Origin of the sequence: Pseudomonas sp. SH10-3B, assembly GCF_019891415.1 — a bacterium.
Classification (GTDB): domain Bacteria; phylum Pseudomonadota; class Gammaproteobacteria; order Pseudomonadales; family Pseudomonadaceae; genus Aquipseudomonas.
In genome coordinates this window covers 79,127-98,138 of sequence record NZ_JAFLXD010000017.1, presented here as the reverse complement: position 1 = coordinate 98,138, position 19,012 = coordinate 79,127, and the positions used below count along the sequence as shown (strand labels likewise).

The window sequence follows — 19,012 nt, the reverse complement described above, 5'->3', positions numbered from 1 at the left end:
AGCGGATGTAAGACAACTCTGACAATCGTGTCAGCTGCCTCTCCGCTTACTGCCGCGTAAATCATCTAAAGGGAGTTAGATCGCGATGAACAGCGCCAGCGCCGTAGACGAAAAACAATCCGCCTCGCACACAGCTCAGCTGCTGAATCCGTTTGAGCGTGATATCTGGTTTGAATCGCAAAAAGCCCCTCACAGCCACCAGTTCACCGTGGCTTTGTGCGTTTGCCTGCCAGGATCGGTCGACGTGGAAAGGTTGAAATTCGTCGCTGAGAACGTTCTGCGATCTGAGCCCGCTTGCTTCAAGACGTACCATGACAACGATGGCCATCCGACGGTACGACAAACATCGAGCAAGATCGTCGCAGAGCTATTTGAGTTCACCGACGAATCCGGCTCGGCGGCTTTTTACGAAGAATGGTCCCGCCACTCATGGAATCTTTCCCGTGCTCCGCTGATTGAGGCAGCTATCGGGCAGGTGGGTACTTCAGTGATGCTCATGATTCGAGGCCATCACATCGTGGTCGACAGCTGGGCATTGGACGTACTGTCCAGAAAGATTTTGAACGTTTTCGAAGGAAGGGAAGCACTTCCTCAATCGAGCCTTCACGATTACGTTGAGCACCACGCCGCAAAGACTCCTTCCCTGCACAGTGCAGCGCTTCATCAGGCAATCCTTGAGGTAGCTGGCACAGTCAAGGATGTGAACCCCATACTTTTTTCGAAGTCCGGTCCGACGCTCTCCTCGTCCCAACGCTATCGTCGTACATTCACGATTTCGGCTGAAGACGTTCAGCGCGCCCTGGATATCGGCATGACGCCCTTCATGACCGTTTCCGCCTCATTGGCGGTATTGCTGTCATGCCAGTATGGCGCCGAGCATTTTTTGCTTGGGGTGCCCTTCCTCAATCGAGGCGAAGCTGACATCACCGCCGTCACCCAAAGAGCCAACACGCTTCCCGTCAGCGTTCAAGTCAGCCACGCTCACACGCTTCGAGACGTTGCGGTTTCACTCAAGCGACAGGTCAGCTTTATCAAGGAAAGAGAGTCCATTCCCTTTGGGCAACTGGTCTCTGAAATCGCGCGTTCTGGCCACAATCGACAACTGTTCGATGCGACGGTTTCATACCTGCGCTACCCGCAGTCAGATCAAGGTGTGACGTCGTCGACTCACAGAAGCACCGCCCACGTTCACGCACAAGACGCGGTGGCCATTCACTTGCATACCTACGGAAAAAACGCCGACGTATGTGGGGAAATTTGCCTCAACAGCGCGGCGTTCGATTCCGAGTGCCACGCATCAGTGTTTCTGGACGCGTTCCTTCAGTTGGTGGATGGCTTCCTGCCCCAACTGGACAAGCCGTTGGACCAGGTCAGCCTGCTGACTTATGAGCAGGCTGAAACACTCCGGGCCTTCGAAGAAGGCCCCACCAAGTCTTACAGTGAAAAAGACACCGTCATATCGCTTTTTCGAGCGCAGGCAGCACGAACCCCCTACAACATAGCGTTGCGTGACCACGACCGTGCAACCTTCACCTATGCCGAATTGGACAATTGGTCCTCGGCGATCGCCACAGAACTGGAAAACCAAGGCGTAGGCCCGGGTGACGTCGTTGCGGTATCAATGGTCAGGTCGCCACAGCTCATGGCAGCGATCTTCGCCGTACTGAAAACGGGTGCGGCTTACCTGCCAATCGATAGCGAATATCCCGCAGACCGTATTCAGTACATGCTTGAGGACAGCAACGCGAAGCGGGTGATCACCAACCTGCCTCAGGTCATGAGCAGTGATGATCCGCGCAGGTTCGACCTCGACGTACTCCCCTTGGAGCTGGCGCGCGAAGTCAATTATGTCAGCAAGGCTCGCCCCCAGGATCCCGCCTATATCATCTATACGTCGGGCTCGACCGGCAGACCGAAAGGCGTCGTGATTGAACATCACTCGGTCATCAATCGCCTGGAGTGGATGCAAGAGATTCATCCGCTCGCCAGTAACGATGTGATCCTGCAAAAAACCCCTATCTCGTTCGATGTTTCGGTGTGGGAGCTTTTTTGGTGGAGTCTGACGGGGGCGTCGGTGGCCCTGTTGGAGCAAGGGGCTCAGCGAGATCCTCGCGCGCTGATTAAAGCCATCAGCGATCACAAGGTCACGGTGGCCCATTTCGTTCCTTCGATGTTTGAACCCTACATCCAGGCGCTGGCAGACGATCGAGAACAACTGCTCAGCGTACAGAGCCTGCGCTGCCTGTTTACCAGCGGCGAAGCGCTCTCCCCTGCCGTCGTGAATAAATTCCGCAAACTGTTCACTGGCGATACCCAGCCGCCCAGGTTGATCAACTTATATGGTCCGACCGAGGCGACCGTAGATGTCACCTGGTATGAGCTGGACCTGCTGGGCCACTCGGACATTGATGAAGTGCCGATTGGTTACCCCATCAACAACACGTCAATACGTATCGTCTCCCAACATGGTGTCCGGCAGCTCGTCAACGTACCTGGAGAACTGCAAATCGGCGGCGTTCAGTTGGCAAGAGGCTACCTGAATCGCCCGGACCTTACGGCGGAACGCTTCATTACCGATCCGGAGGATGGGCGTCGCTGGTACCGAACCGGAGATCTCGCCGCGTGGGCAAAGGATGGTTCTATCCTCTATATGGGAAGAATGGACGGCCAGGTAAAGATCCGCGGAAACCGTATTGAATTGGGCGAAATCAAGAATACGCTGCTCAATCTGCCAAACATTTTGAATGCCGAAGTCGTCGTTGAGCAGGACGATAAGCGAGGCAACCATTTGGTGGCACTGTTCGTCAGTCGCATTCCACAAACCGAGCGCTCACTGCGTGAGCAAATGGCTAACGCGCTCCCGGCGTTCATGCTTCCTTCCCGGTTCGTAGCCCTTGACCATATCCCACTCACCCCCAATGGAAAGTTCGACCGTGGCCAAGCATTAGCGATGGCCAATACCACTCAAACTGCCGCACCAAAAGCCGAGTTGAGTGTGACAGAGCGCCTGGTCAGCGATATCTGGGGCGGCATTCTCGGTCAGCGGGACATTATTGCAGAGGACGATTTCTATTCCATCGGAGGCGACTCAATCCTGATGCTGAAGGTGCGCTCGGAATTAGAGAAGCACGGATATGACGCCAACTTGTCCGACCTGAGTGACCACACCACGGTTCGAGAACTGGGGCGCTTCCTGGAACTTACCGCAGACAACGTGGCCCTGCCCAAGGCGGCACTGAGTGCGTTTGAGCTGGTGACTGACAATGAGCGCAAGCGCCTTGCAGAATTGGCCGTAGACGCCTATCCGATTTCACAACTGCAACTGGGGCTCCTCTTCCATAGCCGAGAGCAAGAACAAAGCCGGGTCTACAAAGACGTTTTCCGTTACACCCTGAAAATGGACTGGTCTGAACAGAAGTTCCGCGAAGCCCTGCAGGGTTTAATCCAGCGCCACCCGGCATTGCGTACAACGTTCAACATCGGCGAATACTCCACCCCGCTTCAGCTTATTCACAAGGACTTGTCGGTAGACGAGGTTCTGGCCGTCAATACGCCGCTGGCAAACGTCTATGAGCAGGAAATAGCCAAGCATATGCAGGCGTGGTCCGCGCACAACTATTCGTTTGCCACAGGGCCACTGTTCAACGTAGCCGTTTTCATTAACGAATCAGGCGCTCCTCTGGACCTGGTGCTCAGTTTCCATCATGCAATCCTTGACGGCGGTAGCGTCGCGAACCTGATTCGCGAACTGCTCCTCTGTTATGCGAGGGGTAATGATGAAGCCCTGGGTTATCCCACCCACGATTTACCGAACCCATCGCTGTTTGTTCAGGACGAACTCGCTGCAATAAATAGCAGCGAGCATCGAGCCTACTGGAAGGGCCATCTGGAAGGCGCCACCAACACACTGCCGATTGGACTCGCGGCGCACCTTGAGCGCGCGGACAGCGGGATGTTCTCGTACCGGTTTTTTGTTGAACCCGCCCTTGATGACGCATTGGTGCAACTGGCAAAACGCTCTCACCTGCCCATCAAGACGTTCTACCTGGCTGCCCATTGTTCGGCGATAGCGTCAATGAGCAATACGAGAGACGTGCTAACAGGGGTTGTGACCCACGCACGCCCAGAGATCCGGCACGCAGAACACCTTCTCGGATTGTTTCTGAACACATTGCCGTTGCGAGTCAACCTGGCCGAAGTCAGCGCTCAACAACTGGTTGAGTCAATCTTCAGACACGAGAAGGCGAGCCACCGTCATCGTCGATTCCCGTTGAGTGAAATTCAGACAGACAATGCAGGCGTATCCATAAGCACAGCATTCAACTACATCCACTTCCATGTACTGGAGGAAGTCGCCGCACAAACCGGCATCGAGATCGCAGCCTTCGATCCGCAGGAAGAGACCAGTTTTGCCCTCCTTGTGAACGTCATGCGCGAGTTCTCGGGAGCCGAGGTCGCCATCCGTGTGGATATGGATGGAGCAATCTATGCACGCGAACAAGGTGAAGTCTTTGCGCGGCTTTTCAATGACGCGTTGAAACGCCTGGCCTTTCAATCCCATGCAGAAGCGCTCTTCAGGTCGCCGATTGCGCAATCCGGTTATCTCGCCTCGGGCCCGGCCAGGGACGCATTCATTCCCGTGCCTGCGCAGATCCTTCAGGCCGTGCGTCATCAGCAACAGGCCGTTGCAGTTACCTATGAAGATGCCCAGTGGACCTACGCACAACTCTGGGACACCGCCGGCAGAATTGCGTCTCTGCTCAGCAGTAAAGGCGTACAGCGCCAGGACGTTGTCGGCCTGGCATTGCCACGCTCGTTCGAACAGATCGCCACAGCCTTGGCAACCCTGCGATCAGGGGCCATCTGCCTACCTATCGACGTGTCTTATCCCGCCGCACGCATTGAACTGATCCTGAAAATCGCAGCGCCAAAAGTAGTCGTCACCCGGTCGTGCGTTAACGAACTACCTGACAGTACTGTGCGCCTGGATCTCACCAATGACCTTTTACAAACGGTAGAGGCCGCCTGTTCAGACGTCGAGGTTGAGTCGACCGACAACGCCTACATTCTGTTCACGTCAGGCTCCACAGGCACACCTAAAGGGGTTGCAATGCCCCATAGAGGACTGGCGAATCTGGTCGGCTGGCAGAACAAATCGGCGAGTGGCGCCGTTGGCTCGACACTCCAGTACGCGCCGCTCAGTTTTGACGTTTCGTTCCAGGAAATTTTCTCAACGCTAAGCGCGGGTTCGACGCTGCACCTGATCAGCGAAGAGGAACGCCGTGATCCCTCGGCCCTGCTCAGGTTTATGGATCGCAAGTGCGTGGAACGCGTATTCATGCCTTACATCGCCCTGCAGCAACTCGCGGAAGCGGCTGTCGCCCTTGATCTGTTTCCTGGCAGCCTGCGCGTTGTCGGCTCGTCAGGCGAGCAATTGCGGGTCACCCAGGAGATTCGCGCACTGATGAGACATCTGCGCGGGGGGATTCTGGAAAATCAATACGGTCCAACCGAAACCCATGTGGTGACCCGCTACAGCATGAGCGGTAACCCTGATTACTTCCCGGCGTTACCTCCTATCGGTAGCGAGATTGACGGAGTTGGCATCCTCATTCTTGACGACGCTGCCAACGTTATTCCCGATGGCGTACCGGGAGAAATCTGCGTTTACGGAGACGCACTGGCGTCCGGTTACTACAAAGCCCCAGAAGAAACAGATAAGAAATTCATCCGTCACGATCATGTACCCGGCAAATTGTTTTATCGAACCGGTGACGTCGGTATCAAATGCGCCGACGGCACCGTGATCAGCCTTGGCCGGAATGACAACCAGGTCAAAGTGCGTGGCTACAGAATTGAACTGTCGGAAATCGAACTCAAAGTCCTGAGCTTTTTTGAAACCCGCAACGAACACATTGACGTGGCGGTGATCGCGAAGCCGCGTGATGAGCACGACGCCTACCTGGTCGCTTACCTGACAGGAAGCGGGTCGCAAGACGAGGCGGTGCTGTCCCAGCTCAAGCATTACCTCAGCGAGGAATTGCCGACGTACATGCTGCCAACTCACATGGCCTGGATCGCGCAGATGCCGACCACGCCAAGCGGCAAAAGGGATGACGCTGCGCTGCGCACGCTGAACGTCCAGCTGGGTAACGCGGTGAATTACCGGGAGCCGAGCGGCGAGTACGAAATGAAGCTATGCCAATTGGCAGCCGAGCTTCTGAAGACTCCGAAAATCTACCCCCAACAGAGCATCTTCGATTGCGGGGCCACATCACTGACAGCAATGCGCTTGGTTGTGTTGGTTGAGAAGTTGTACGGAATCAACGTGCCCCTGTCTTCCTTTGTCAGTGCACCGACCATGGAAAAACTCAGCGTGCTGATTCAAAAAGGCGGTGGCGCATTCACGTTCGACCCACTGGTGCCGCTACGCGAAACCGGGCAGCGCACACCGTTGTTTCTTGTCCACCCCATGGGCGGCAATATTCTCTCGTACCTGCGCATGCTTCCGCATTTACCCGCCGAACAGCCACTCTATGCACTGCAGGCCTCTGGGGTCGATGCAGGCTCTGAGCCCATCCCGTCTGTCGAGGCACAAGCACGTTTGTACATTGAAGCAATGCGTCGAATCCAGCCCGAAGGTCCGTACGTCATCGGTGGCTGGTCCTACGGTGGGTTCATTGCATTTGAGATAGCCCAGCAGTTGATACGGGCAGGCGAGCGCGTTGCCAATGTACTGATTCTGGACACCATGGCGCTTAGCTCACACGCCCAAGGCAAAGCCAGTGATGACGCATTGCTGAGTTGGTTTTTTTGGGAACTGCTCTGGACGTCGAGAGGCTCCGAGCTCCCTGTCCAAATTGTGCCTGATCATATCGCCACGCTTCAGGAGCGCTTCGACTTCATCACCGATCACGCAATCTCCATTGGGGCGATTCCGGCCGGTAGTACCAAAGCCGTCATGCAGCGGCTGTTCGAGGTGTATCGCACTAACTGGGAAGCGGCGACGCAATACAACTACGAGGCGAAGTGCCCGGAACTGGATATCACCCTGATCCGGGCAATTGAACCGCTCCCCCCCATTCTTCGGGATATGCACGACACAATCCGCAGTGAATACAACGATCCACTCAATGGTTGGGCGGCCAAAACCTCGGGGATGATCAAGCTGATTGAGGTTGACGGTGACCATTTGACCATCATGGAAGAACCTTTTGTCGGTGCGCTCGTCACGGCAATTCTTGAAGAAATCAAATAACTATGGATCAGGGTCAAAACATGAAAACCAAACCTGTTGCGCTCATTATCGGAACCGGAATCGGCGGCTTATCGTGTGCAGCCGCCTTGAAAAAAGTTGGCTGGTCAGTGCGTCTTTTCGAGAAGGCTGACAGCATGAGAGCCACCGGTTCAGGTCTCTCGGTGATGTCGAACGCCAGCGCGGCCATGAAAAAGTTGCTCGATATAGATCTGGGGCTGGAGCACTACGGAGCCGAAATTCGCAACTTCGAGATCCGTCATAAGTCCGGATTTCTCCTCAAGCGTCTTCCGTTCCAGGAAATTGCCGAGGAGCAAGGTTCTCCCAGCGTCTGCATTTCCAGACAGCAACTGCAAACCGCCTTGCTGGACAACCTGGGGGAGGTAGACATCAGCCACGCAAAGCGATTTGCAAGCTACGACGAAACGGATGACGCTGTACACGTGACCTTCGAAGACGGGACCAAGGCCTCAGGCGACATCCTGGTCGGCGCTGATGGCTACTATTCCGCGGTGCGCGATGCGATGGGGATCCCCAGCCAGGTACAAGAGGCTGGATACATCTGCTGGCTCGCACTGGTCAAATATGATCATCCGCAAATAACCCCTGGCTATGTCGTGCATTACTGGGGCAAGGGCAAGCGGATTGGCATCATTGATATCGGAGGTGGATGGGTCTACTGGTGGGGAACAGCCAATATGTCGAACCAGGAGGCTGTTGGCTGGTCCGGCACAAGCGCCGACGTTGCCAAGGTCTATGAGGGATGGCCAGCGATCGTTTCCGACATTATTCACGCCACGCCCAACGAAGCCATCATCACGGTCGATGCAAAAGACAGGTCCTTTCCAGCGACGTGGTCCAAGGGGCGTGCAACGTTACTCGGCGATGCAGCTCATCCAATGCTCACAAGCCTGGGCCAGGGCGCGGGCTTGTCCATAGAGGACTCAGCCGTGCTTGGGCATGTCCTGTCGACGTCGACAGACCATCAAGCGGCGTTGCGACGATACGAGTCGATCCGCCAACCCCGGGCTAAAGCCATCGTCGACGCATCAAGGGCGCTGAGCGATGTGGAGCAATACGACCAATTCCTGCCTCGGCTGAAACGCGACGTTGGCATGCTGCTCGCGCCGGCAAAAACCATGCGAGAACGACTGCAGGCGTCAATGCTGTTCGACGATTTTGCAGTACACGCCCAATAAGTCACCCAACGAAAATTTTCAGCCAGATAAGGGATTGTCATGTCTAAGAAAAGCGTACTTGTTACCGGTGCTTCTTCGGGTCTGGGCCATGCGGCAGCCTTGATGCTTGCTCGTAATGGCTTTCATGTTTTCGCTGCCGCAAGGGAGATTCGCGGCGTGTTTAACGGGCAAGCCAATGTGGAGGAAGTCAGACTCGATATCACCGACGAGGCGTCGGTCGCGCAGGCATTGGAAAAAATCGCGACAAAGAACACTGCCTACCCTCTGTGGGGCCTGATCAACAACGCCGGCATTTGCGTACCCAGCCCACTCGAGATGCTTAGCCCGCAAGAGCTGCGCCGACAACTTGACACGAACGTCATAGGTCAACTGCAGGTCACTCAGGCCATGCTGCCTCTGCTACGTGAAAACCGCGGGCGCATCATCAACATCACGTCCGGCCTGGGAAGCATTGCGGTTCCTTACCTGGGTGCGTACTCCATCGCTCAGTTTGCAAAAATGGCATTCACTGATGCACTCCGCAGAGAACTGGCCAACTCTGGCGTCACGGTCAGCGTGGTACAGCCGGGCGCGATCTACACCCCTATCTGGGATAAGTTTCTCGCCACCGGCCAGGACATCATGAATCAGGTCAGCGGCGAGGCGAGGCAAATATACGCTCGCTCATTCACCGAGTTTCTCAAACAGAGCGAAGCGCTGGCCCGCGCTGCCACCACCAGCGAAGCCGACTTCGCTGAAGTCATCCTTGACGTGCTGACAACTGCGCAGCCTCTGGCTCAATACAGCGTGGGCAATGATGCACAAAGTTTTGTGGACATGGCTAAGTCAGCCACAACCGCAGAACTCGATGCAATGTTTGCGGCGCAGATGCCTACCGGGACGGACTTTGGATCAGCTCAAAAGATCGGCCAGGCATCATGAACGTACGCAGATTGAAGATGTGGCGTGATCAGCATCGGTCAATGATGAATAGCGCGATTGTCGCGGTGAAATCCAGGCAGCCTTACAGCCCATTTTCCGATGAGTTGACGAACTACGAGCATGCTCAAATCGAACAGGGCGAGATCAGGTTCAAGCGCCTGCTCGACTCCAAGTTTCAGATCGACCGTCGCAGCTCAGCGGACCTGGGGGAGAAGAGAGTCGGGAAGGAGACGTCGCCTTATGGGTTTCCATTAGGCATTTCATACCGTGCCGAACACTTCGATAGCCTGGTTAAAAAGGCCAATCGTTCGATGAGCAAATGGGAGCACCTGAGTGTTGAGCTTCGTAGTGCATTGCTGTGCGAAGCAATCACGAGAATTCATGCAGACACGTTCCTGTTCTCTCAGGTGGGTATGCATACCAGTGGCCACGGTTTCTTCATGGGCTTTCATGCGAACGCTGTTCATGCCCAGGCACGAGCGCTTGAATCCGTTGCGCGTATTTGTCAAATAACGGCCGAACTGACCCAACAGGTGGACTCCGAACTCAGCGTAGGGGACGCGCAACCACAGCGGATTTTGCGCAACTTCCAGCCAAAGCCTGCTGGCCTTTCTCTGGTGTATTCGGGTCGGGTCGCCCCCACCTGGGGGGCATACCCGTGCGTTTTTGCCTCATTGGCTGCGGGTTGCCCTGTCATTGTCATCCCTCACTCCGAAGCTATCCTGCCGCTGGCATTGACCGTAAAGGCGATTAAATCAGTGTGCGCCGAAGCGGGTGTTTCAGCAGACATCATCAACCTGTTTTGCTCTGATAACGACGCTGACTACAGGAAGGCTGCGCAGCACCGTGCGGTGAAGCTGATTGATTACATGGGCAAATCCGAATTTGGCAAATGGCTGCGTCAGCATGCATGGCACGCCCGCGTCATGACCCAGCAAAGCGCCCAAACCTCCGTGTTTGTGCACTCTACGGACAACTACGACGGCATGATCGAGAATCTGGCATTCGGTCTGTGCTCTTACTCAGCGCAGTTGTGCACGTCGCCGCAGAACATCTACGTGCTCAAGGACGGCATTCAGTTACCTGACAAGATCATCACGGTTGACGTATTCCAGCGCGACCTGGTGGCTCGGATCGATCAATTGCTGCAACGATTTCAGCCACCACGTGATCTGCTCGGGGTCATCATCGGCAAACAAACCGTCGCCGATATTCGGCAATGCGAAGGTGCCAGATTTGCCAAGGTATTGCGCCATTGCGAGCTGCTGCAGGATCCCGAGTTTGCTGATGCCCAGGTACTGACGCCCTCTGTGATTGCGGTACAACCGGGTTTTTCAAGCAGTCTCGACTACTACGCCAGCGAAGTCGCAGGTCCGGTCTCCTTTGTTATCGTCAAAGATGACCTCAAGACCGTTGCCCGCGAACTCAGCTACGTCGGCCAAGAGTTTGGTGTGCTGGGACTGGGGCTCTACGCCATCGATGCAAATGTTGAAAAGGCAATGAAGTGTGTTTCGGCGGACATTGGCGCCCTGCTGTCCGTAAATTTCTGCGGTAACTATTTCATCAGTCAGTGTTCGGTGTTTACCGACATCCACGGCGGCGCGGTTAACTCATCCTCCGATGTCACTTATGGAGCGCCAGGGTTTTACCATTCTCGTCTGCGCATGACGGAAGACAGAACCGTGGTCTGCACGCCATGAGTACAGCTCTTCGCATATGGCCATTCAATTACCCGGAGTTACCTCGGATGGCATTGTTTTCATTCCAGGTAAAAGACGTCGTCGAGCGCGATATGCCGCAGGCAGAGGAGTGGCTGGCGTGCGCCATGACATCCCGGCGCAAGGAGTTCGCAGCCGGCCGAATCTGTTCGGCTGCAGCGCTTCAGGCACTGGGTGGCGATAGCGTGTGGCCGCCGATTGCCAAGCCCTATCGCTATGCAAAATTCCCAAAGGAGTTCAAGGGTTCGATCACCCACACTCAAGAGTGCGCACTGGCATGTGTGGGCGATGCCGAGCGTTATCTCGCCATTGGCCTGGATGCTGAACCGATGGTTGAGCACGCAGAACTTGAACAAATGGCCAATCACGTCCTTTCTGTGCCCGAGCTGAACCAGTTCAAAAAAATGGACAGGGAACGGGCGCTGACCTTCTTCTACTTGTGTTTTTCAGCCAAGGAAACGTTGTTCAAGACGCTGTTTCCGTTGTGCCATACCGACATGGAATTTACTGAATCCGAACTCACTTCCTGGGATGACGGAGGGTGCTTTACGCTGCGCCTCGTCACTGACCGGGTGAGCGACCGATTCGAGAACGGCACCCTGTTCCGTGGCCTGTGGTCCGTACACGCCCATACCCTGCTCACTCTGCTCGCCCTCCCCCGCAAACAGGCGTTACCCACACTCGACTCGCAACTCTATATGCCTGATTTCAGCTATGGGCGCCCTTGAGCAGAGGTTAGAGGCACCGTGGAGCCTGTGCGCCAGCCCAACCAATCATTTACATTCATCTCGTATGATTATACGATTTTAATGATACGCAATGAATGTAAACCCGATTCAATGATCGTCAGACACGCTGTACTCACTCGATAAGGAGTATCGAACATGGCTAATCCGTACCGAATACTGTTTCAAGCCTCGGGCACCAGGGCATTTTCCCTGGCAGGCCTGCTAGCCCGTTTACCGCTCCCGATGACAGGTATCGGCATTATCACGATGCTTTCGCAGTTGCGTGGCAGTTATGCACTGGCTGGCGCGGTTTCTGCCACCTTTGTCTTGACCTATGCACTGATGTCACCGCAGGTTTCACGAATGGTGGATCGTTATGGCCAACGCCGGGTACTGCCATTGTCTGCTGGTCTCAGTGTGGTGGGCCTGCTTCTACTACTGGCTTGCACCTACTGGCACACGCCTGACTGGACGTTGTTCCTGGCGGCAGTGTTAGCGGGCTTCATGCCGAGCATGTCGGCGATGGTTCGCGCCCGGTGGACGGCGATATACCGAGGCAAGCCCCACCTGCAAACAGCCTACTCCCTCGAAACCGTACTGGACGAAGTGACGTTTATCGCAGGGCCGCCGATTTCCGTGGGATTGAGCGTGGCCGTCTTTCCCCAGGCCGGACCGCTGGCGGCCGTCGTGATGCTGGCGATTGGTACGCTTGCTTTGGCGGCCCAAGTATCCACCGAGCCGCCAGTGGAATCCGCCGAAGAAAAGAGAACGAGAACGGCCTCCATCTTTCGCTTGGCGGACGTGCGACTATTAACATTGCTGATGGTCGCGATGGGCGTCATCGTTGGAACGGTCGATATCGTAAGTGTCGCATTCGCTGAACAGATGGGGAGTCCGGCAGCCGCGAGTATCGTGCTGTCCTGTTATGCCATCGGCTCGTGCGCCGCTGGCCTGTTGTTCGGTGCGCTGAAACTGAAAACACCGCTCCACACACTCTTGCTGTTGGGTGGCTTGGCTACGGCAGCAACCACACTGCCCTTGTTGATGGCGGGCAATATTGCCGGCCTGTCCGCAGCGGTACTGGTGGCTGGACTATTCTTCGCGCCCACAATGATCGTAGCGATGTCCTTGGTTGAGCGAATCGTACCGGAACGACAATTGACTGAAGGCATGACCTGGTTGCTGGCGGGCTTGAATGTCGGGGTGGCGATGGGTGCCGCGGCATCGGGCCAGTTAGTCGATATGGAAGGGGCTCGCTATGGATTCAACGTTGCTCTGGCAGCCGGAGCGGCGGTACTGCTGGTTGCTGTCTGGGGACACCGACGGATGCGAGAACACTCACTTACGCAAGCGTATTCCGTGTAAGTCTCGACGCTAAAGCACTTCGCTTGGAATGACCGGCAGAAAAAAGCCACTCAATAGAGTGGCTTTCGTTTCTTAATCCTAGCGCGATGTGCACTTGGATCCGCTAAGCAAATGATGATGCGCGTGCCCCTGCTTCTGGCAACGAACTTATCTACTGGGGGTCGGCCTCTGGTTTAACCAGGATGCCCCTCAGCAGCAACTCAAGCGCGACCACACTCTGCGCAAGTCGCTTATCGCCCTCTTCCGAATCTGCAATCCAGAACGCGGCTTCGGCAAGGCTGCCGTAGATCAGCAACGCCAGCGCCTGAGGGTTGACATCCACCACGATACCTTGCTGGATCAAGACCTGAATCATCCGCTGCATCGACTCTACACAATGACGCTGTGCATCGGGTGAGGTGCCGCCCAGTACTGCCCTGGCATCGCGCAGCACAATCCGCTGGATTTGTGGTTCCAGGGCCATTTCCAGATACGCACGGCAGCGCTGGCGAAAACCGTCCCAGGCATCTGCTGCAGTGTCAGTAATGGCTTGCAGGCGCTCATCCATTTCAGCGTCGAGTTGCTCGACGACTGCTGACAGCAAGCCTTTCTTGTCTCCAAAGTGATGGTAGAGCGCGCCACGGGTCAGGCTCGCCTGAGCCGTCAGCTCATCCATTGAGGTGTCCGCATAGCCTCGCTCACTGAACATCTCTCGCGCTTTGACTATTAACAGGGCACGGGTTTCTTCCATATCGGCGCGGGTGCGGCGAACCATCGGTTATCTCCTCACTGAAGGCGGCATGACCTGTGATGTCCATGAAGTCATGAATAGGTGCAGCTATACATGCGGTTTGTATCTATTGTCACTTTCGCGTACTTCGATAACAAGCACACCGTGCCCCGTGAAACAGCGCCACATGCGCTAGCGTGCAAGAAGTTCAATCATCGCCTGTTCAATCACCCGGGTATCCGCATCATTCAGGCCTTCGCCAGCGACGTGCCCCCAGACGGATTCCAATATGCGCAGTTCGGCTTTGGGTATCCGACTGACCTCGTGTTCGGCATCTCGGACAGGGAAGTACAGATCGCTCGATGCAGGCATCACCAGCGTATCGGCGGTGATCGAAGCCAATGCCTTACTGACATCGCCCTGGTAACGGGCATTTGCGCTGATGTCTGCATGCTGTCCACTCCAGAGTTGCGCAATGATGTCGTTGGCATCTCGCTTGAGGAACCACCCTTCCCAGAAATCAATCAGGAAGTCTTCAATGGATGCGTAGCCCAGTGCGGTCTCATCCAGTCGGTCGCGGAAGAACGCCTGAGACAGCCCCAGGGCAGCATAGACACGCGCGGCAACACGTAAGCCGCGTTGCGGTGGCCGCGTGTAAAACCCCTCCCGGAAGTCGGCATCCAGCTCGATCGCAGCGCGCACGCTGTCAAAAAACACATACAAATGACGTGACGTGCGTGCTGCGCTCTGAAAGGTAAACAGCCGCTCAACCATGTCCGGGAAGGCACAGGCCCACTCAAAGGCCTGAGTGCCGCCCAGAGACCAACCTGTGGCCATCCGAATTTTCTGGATACCGAACAATTCGGTAACTAAGCGATGTTGCTGAACAACATTGTCGTGGATCGTAACGTGTGGAAAGCGATTACCGTTCTGCGGCGCCGCCGTGTTGCTGGGCGAGCTGGACAAGCCATTGCCGAAAGCGTTTGGCACGATAATGAAATACTTTTCCGAGTCCAGCGCGCGACCTGGCCCGATCAACCAGGCGGCATCTTCATGGGTGGCTGCGAAGGACGTCGGATAGACAATAACATTGTCCTTTGCGTCATTAAGGCGACCATAGGTCTTGTATGCCAATCGGGCCTCGCGGAGACGACGACCCGATTGCAACTGAATGTCACCGAGCTCAAAAACCTCATACGTCATAATGCGTGCTTCCCTTCATCTCGTTCTCTTTTCCACAGGCAGATGTGGTCCGCTGCGCAGCGATGTGTAAGTTGCATACGCAGCCCCGCTTCGGCACAACGATCAAGGGAGGCGGTAGGCGATCACATAGTCTCCGCGTTCTTGCTCCGGGCCTTGCGAACCGCCCGCCGTGACAACAACGTATTGCCTTCCCGTTCTGCCACCCTGGTAAGTCATGGGGGTCGCCTGACTGCCGACGGGCAGTCGACTTTTCCAGAGTTCCTTCCCGCTCCCGCTATCCATGGCCCTGAGGTAGTGATCCATCGAACCGGAGAAAAAGACCACCCCACCACGGGTAACAAGAGGTCCGCCCATGGTGGGCATTCCAAGAGGCAAACGTAATCCGGTAATCGCACCCAACAAAGGCGTGTCTTCGGTACTGCCCATGGGGACTTGCCATGCGATCTCTCCGGACCGAAGCTCAATTGCTGTCAATGTGCCGTAAGGCGGCGCAGTGCAGGGCACTCCGAGTGGCGAGGTGAACATTCCGTGAATGACACCATAGGGTGCCCCACGCTGTTGAGCGTAATTACCCGCAGCGCCAGTAGGATTGTAACCAGCGGCCAGGGCATCCTCATGCTTGATAAATTGGGCCCAATGAGCAATGCGGATATCATTGACAAGCAGCAGGCCTGAACTTACATCAACCGCCCCGCCCCCCCAATTTATGCCCCCGTAATAACCGGGGTACATGATTGTTTTTTGTGTGCTTATCGGTGTGAAATCGCCTTTCCAATGCATACGCTTAAACTGAATGCGGCAATACAGCTGATCAAGCGCGGTGATCCCCCACATACTTTTTTCTGTGAGCGGACCGTAGTCAAGTGACGCTCGTGAATAAGGCTGGACAGCGGATGGATGTTGGCCGGCAGGCGCGCCCTCCACACTGACCGCACGTGATTCAACGGGGATAACAGGACGACCATTGCGGCGATCCAAAACAAAAATCTGCCCCATTTTTGTCAAAACGATCACGACAGGAATGCTTTCTCCATTCCCCATTACAAGGTCATGAAGAATGGGCTGAGCGGCAACATCATAATCATGGAGATCATGATTGACGGTCCTGAAGTGCCAACGATCAATCCCGGTTTTCACATCAATGGCGACGACTGAAGCATTGTACGTTTCAGATGAAGGTAAACGATCAGCGCCCCAGAAATCTGGAGTCTGATTACCCGTCGGTACGTAGATCAATCCCAGTTCAGAATCATAGGAGGCTGTGCCCCAGAAATTGGGGGTCTCATCCGCGTAAATTTCCCCCTCCGGGAGCGGATGCCCCCTCTTTGGAGCAGCCGGGTCCCATGCCCAGACAAGCCGCCCTGACTTAATATCCCAACCACGCACAACACCCGATGGCTCGCCACCACTGGCCCAATCCTGCATACGCGCGCCGGTGACAATGACGTCACCCGCAACAAGGGGCGCTGAGGTAGGGAAATAGGAGTCTTTAGCCCTTTCGCTCAATCCCTTCAGCAGATCCACGTAACCGTGCTCGCCAAACCCAGGACACGCCTCACCCGAGCGGGCATCAAGCGTGAACAACCTTGCATCGAGGGTGGTCAGTACAATACGCGTTTTACACAAGCCGTCCGTGCTGTCATCCGCGTTGCCCGTGACGCTGTCGTCAGGCGCCGAATGGGACGCAAGGCCACGGCAGCGCTGCCATTCTTTTGAAACTACTTGTGGATCGAATCGCCACCTCTCAACACCGGTTTCAGCGTCGACCGCCATAACTTTGCTGTAGGGCGTACAGACATAGAGCATGTCGCCTATCTTTATCGGGGTGCCCTGAAAGGCAGCTTCTGCGGTGGGTACATCACCGGTTTTAAACTCCCAGGCGACCTGTAAATCCGTTACGTTCGAACGCTCTATCTCGGCAAGTTCTGAATATCGAGTGCCCCGTGCACTGAGCCCATATTGAGGCCAATCCTGATTGACTGCGTGTTCCAGAGGAGGGTTGGCGCTGGATGCTCCCTCAGCCGTCAGCACGCTTTTTGAAACAACTGATGCATGCGGATAGAAACCAGCCCCGATGCCGACAAACGCGATGCCGAACAACACAATCGACGCTGGCGTTCGCATCTTGCGTCCACCTTGCACGCCGTCATGAGTTCTAAGCTGCGCGTAAAACAACGTAACCACACAAGCCACGCCTAAAAATAAGGACACCCGCGGCACAAACTGCCAGTAGTCCAGGCCCACCTCCAGCAGCGCCCAAATCACACTGAAAATCAACAGGACGATTGCCGTGCTGAAAGCATGAGCGTGCTGTTTGATAAGCGAATAGGAAACGTAGCCAAGAAGACAACCTGCCACTGCGTAGAACCAGCTCCCGCCAAGCACTATCAACCACAGTCCGCCCAAGAACAAAAACCCGGCGCCAAGCGCGAATAAGCCTGCGACGGTGTGCATTGCAATCCGTATAACCCGCATACCGCCCTTCTCCTGCCAGCGATGCCTATGGTTACTGATCAAGGGTCTTTGACCACTTACCGTCGTGCACACTCCCCCCGTCACAGTCGTGCGTGAAACGAGGGGGATAGGTTTCCAATCGAACAACCGAACCCCTTTCGGGCCCAGCCTATGGGCAAATTGCCTGAGTTTTTTTGCCACTTGAACGGATCGCGAACGTCAGCAGCAGTGCCAATGTGGCCAAACCTGCGGCCAACCAGAGATTGGTGGCCAGACCGAACCTGTCTACCGCCTGCCCACCCGACCACGACCCCAGAAAAATACCGATATTGAATACACCTACATAAAGCGCAGTAGCGATTTCCACTGCATGCGGCGCCGCTTTCATCATCCAGGTCATCAAGCCCACCGACACGCCACCGTACGCCAGCCCCCAGGCCAGCAACACTAGGCCGCCCCCCACATGGGAGTCACCGATCGTCAGGAACAGCACTGGCGCCAACAACAATCCCAGCGAGATAAAGACCAGGGTCAGGGCCGTGCGACGCGCGGCGATAATACCCGCCAGGAAGTTGCCAATGATGCCCGCGACACCATAGGCGAACAGCAACGCGCCGATCCATTGAGCATCGAATCCGGAGACCGATAACAACAACGGACGGACAAAGGTGAATGCCATGAAGTGCCCGGCCACCAGCAAGATGGTCAGTGCCAGACCGGCTTGCAACTTGCGGTTGGCAAACTGTTCAGCGAACTGGCGCAAGGTGACTGAGTGGTGAACAGGCAAAGCGGGAATGGCGAAGAGGTGAATCAACAGCACACCCGCACTGAAGATAGCCATGCAGCCGAAAGCCCAACGCCAACCGGCAAAATCACCGATCAACGCGCCTAATGGCACACCCAGCACGGATGCCGCAGCGACCCCGCCAAAAATAATGGAGGTGGCCAGCCCCACTGCGTGTGCCGGGACCAGCCGAGCGGCCAAGCCACCCGCGACAGCCCAGATCCCCCCCATGCAGAAGCCGACAAGCGCACGCGCAATCAGCATCCACACCATACTTGGGGCCAGGGCCGATGCAATATTGGCGATTACCAACAGGACGAGTAAACCGCACAAAATCCAACGACGGTCCAGATTGCCTGCTGCGATCACCACCAGCGGTGCAAAAAAAGCCGCCAGCAAAGCAGGCAATGAGATCAATAAGCCAGCGCTTCCAGTTGACGTTTCAAGCGAGCCGGCAATGGTCGTCAGCAAACCGACCGGAAGCATTTCTGTCGTCACGACCGAAAATGTAGCAAGGCCCATGGCGGTCACTGCCAGCCATGGATACCGTGGAGAAGTTGCAGGCGAAGCGACTGAAGGTGAACTCATGATTGCTAAATCCCTTTAGATGAAATTCAGGACTCGCCCAAAACGCGAGGCATTTGCCACCCTGGATACAGGGCTCACTGCAAAGTCC

Annotated in this window: 10 protein-coding genes; 6 read left to right on the top strand and 4 right to left on the bottom strand. The window is 55.7% G+C overall.

Annotated elements, in window-relative coordinates; genetic code table 11:
• Positions 1-85: 85 nt before the first annotated feature.
• The 6 genes from J1G35_RS15230 to J1G35_RS15205 all read left to right on the top strand — a co-directional run bounded on the left by J1G35_RS15230 (position 86) and on the right by J1G35_RS15205 (position 13,186).
• On the top strand, positions 86-7,258 hold the full coding sequence (locus J1G35_RS15230; protein WP_223015326.1) for a non-ribosomal peptide synthetase: 7,173 nt from the start codon (positions 86-88) through the stop codon (positions 7,256-7,258).
• 20 nt (positions 7,259-7,278) lie between these two features.
• Positions 7,279-8,454, top strand: coding sequence for an FAD-dependent monooxygenase (locus tag J1G35_RS15225; RefSeq protein WP_053129138.1), 1,176 nt, complete (start codon positions 7,279-7,281; stop codon positions 8,452-8,454).
• Between the two features lie 39 nt (positions 8,455-8,493).
• The gene (locus J1G35_RS15220) at positions 8,494-9,375 is read left to right on the top strand and encodes an SDR family NAD(P)-dependent oxidoreductase (RefSeq protein ID WP_223015325.1); all 882 of its coding nucleotides are present in this window, start codon (positions 8,494-8,496) and stop codon (positions 9,373-9,375) included.
• Entirely contained in the window at positions 9,372-11,075 is a 1,704-nt protein-coding gene (locus tag J1G35_RS15215) for an aldehyde dehydrogenase family protein (protein WP_223015324.1), read from the top strand. Before J1G35_RS15220 ends, J1G35_RS15215 begins: the two co-directional genes overlap by 4 nt.
• A gap of 47 nt (positions 11,076-11,122) precedes the next feature.
• Positions 11,123-11,821: a 4'-phosphopantetheinyl transferase superfamily protein gene (locus J1G35_RS15210; RefSeq protein WP_223015323.1), complete on the top strand. Its 699-nt coding sequence runs from the start codon at positions 11,123-11,125 to the stop codon at positions 11,819-11,821.
• A 156-nt stretch (positions 11,822-11,977) separates the two neighbouring features.
• Positions 11,978-13,186, top strand: coding sequence for an MFS transporter (locus J1G35_RS15205; RefSeq protein ID WP_053129027.1), 1,209 nt, complete (start codon positions 11,978-11,980; stop codon positions 13,184-13,186).
• A gap of 151 nt (positions 13,187-13,337) precedes the next feature.
• Here J1G35_RS15205 and J1G35_RS15200 read toward each other — a convergent pair whose 3' ends face one another.
• From J1G35_RS15200 to J1G35_RS15185, 4 genes are all read right to left on the bottom strand, one after another.
• A complete protein-coding gene (locus J1G35_RS15200; RefSeq protein WP_223015322.1) occupies positions 13,338-13,940 on the bottom strand; it encodes a TetR/AcrR family transcriptional regulator in 603 nt (200 codons plus the stop codon).
• A gap of 147 nt (positions 13,941-14,087) precedes the next feature.
• Positions 14,088-15,098, bottom strand: coding sequence for an alpha/beta fold hydrolase (locus J1G35_RS15195; RefSeq protein ID WP_053129022.1), 1,011 nt, complete (start codon positions 15,096-15,098; stop codon positions 14,088-14,090).
• 102 nt (positions 15,099-15,200) lie between these two features.
• Positions 15,201-17,552, bottom strand: coding sequence for a membrane-bound PQQ-dependent dehydrogenase, glucose/quinate/shikimate family (locus J1G35_RS15190; protein WP_262417299.1), 2,352 nt, complete (start codon positions 17,550-17,552; stop codon positions 15,201-15,203).
• A 169-nt stretch (positions 17,553-17,721) separates the two neighbouring features.
• The gene (locus tag J1G35_RS15185; RefSeq protein WP_223015320.1) at positions 17,722-18,924 is read right to left on the bottom strand and encodes an MFS transporter; all 1,203 of its coding nucleotides are present in this window, start codon (positions 18,922-18,924) and stop codon (positions 17,722-17,724) included.
• Positions 18,925-19,012: the final 88 nt, after the last annotated feature.

Bases quoted from the DNA above. Each gene is read 5' to 3' on its own strand.
- J1G35_RS15185 (WP_223015320.1), bottom strand. From the start codon at position 18,924: ATGAGTTCACCTTCAGTCGCTTCGCCTGCAACTTCTCCACGGTATCCA.
- J1G35_RS15195 (WP_053129022.1), bottom strand. From the start codon at position 15,098: ATGACGTATGAGGTTTTTGAGCTCGGTGACATTCAGTTGCAATCGGGT.
- J1G35_RS15225 (WP_053129138.1), top strand. From the start codon at position 7,279: ATGAAAACCAAACCTGTTGCGCTCATTATCGGAACCGGAATCGGCGGC.
- J1G35_RS15205 (WP_053129027.1), top strand. From the start codon at position 11,978: ATGGCTAATCCGTACCGAATACTGTTTCAAGCCTCGGGCACCAGGGCA.
- J1G35_RS15215 (WP_223015324.1), top strand. From the start codon at position 9,372: ATGAACGTACGCAGATTGAAGATGTGGCGTGATCAGCATCGGTCAATG.
- J1G35_RS15210 (WP_223015323.1), top strand. From the start codon at position 11,123: ATGGCATTGTTTTCATTCCAGGTAAAAGACGTCGTCGAGCGCGATATG.
- J1G35_RS15200 (WP_223015322.1), bottom strand. From the start codon at position 13,940: ATGGTTCGCCGCACCCGCGCCGATATGGAAGAAACCCGTGCCCTGTTA.
- J1G35_RS15190 (WP_262417299.1), bottom strand. From the start codon at position 17,552: ATGCACACCGTCGCAGGCTTATTCGCGCTTGGCGCCGGGTTTTTGTTC.
- J1G35_RS15230 (WP_223015326.1), top strand. From the start codon at position 86: ATGAACAGCGCCAGCGCCGTAGACGAAAAACAATCCGCCTCGCACACA.
- J1G35_RS15220 (WP_223015325.1), top strand. From the start codon at position 8,494: ATGTCTAAGAAAAGCGTACTTGTTACCGGTGCTTCTTCGGGTCTGGGC.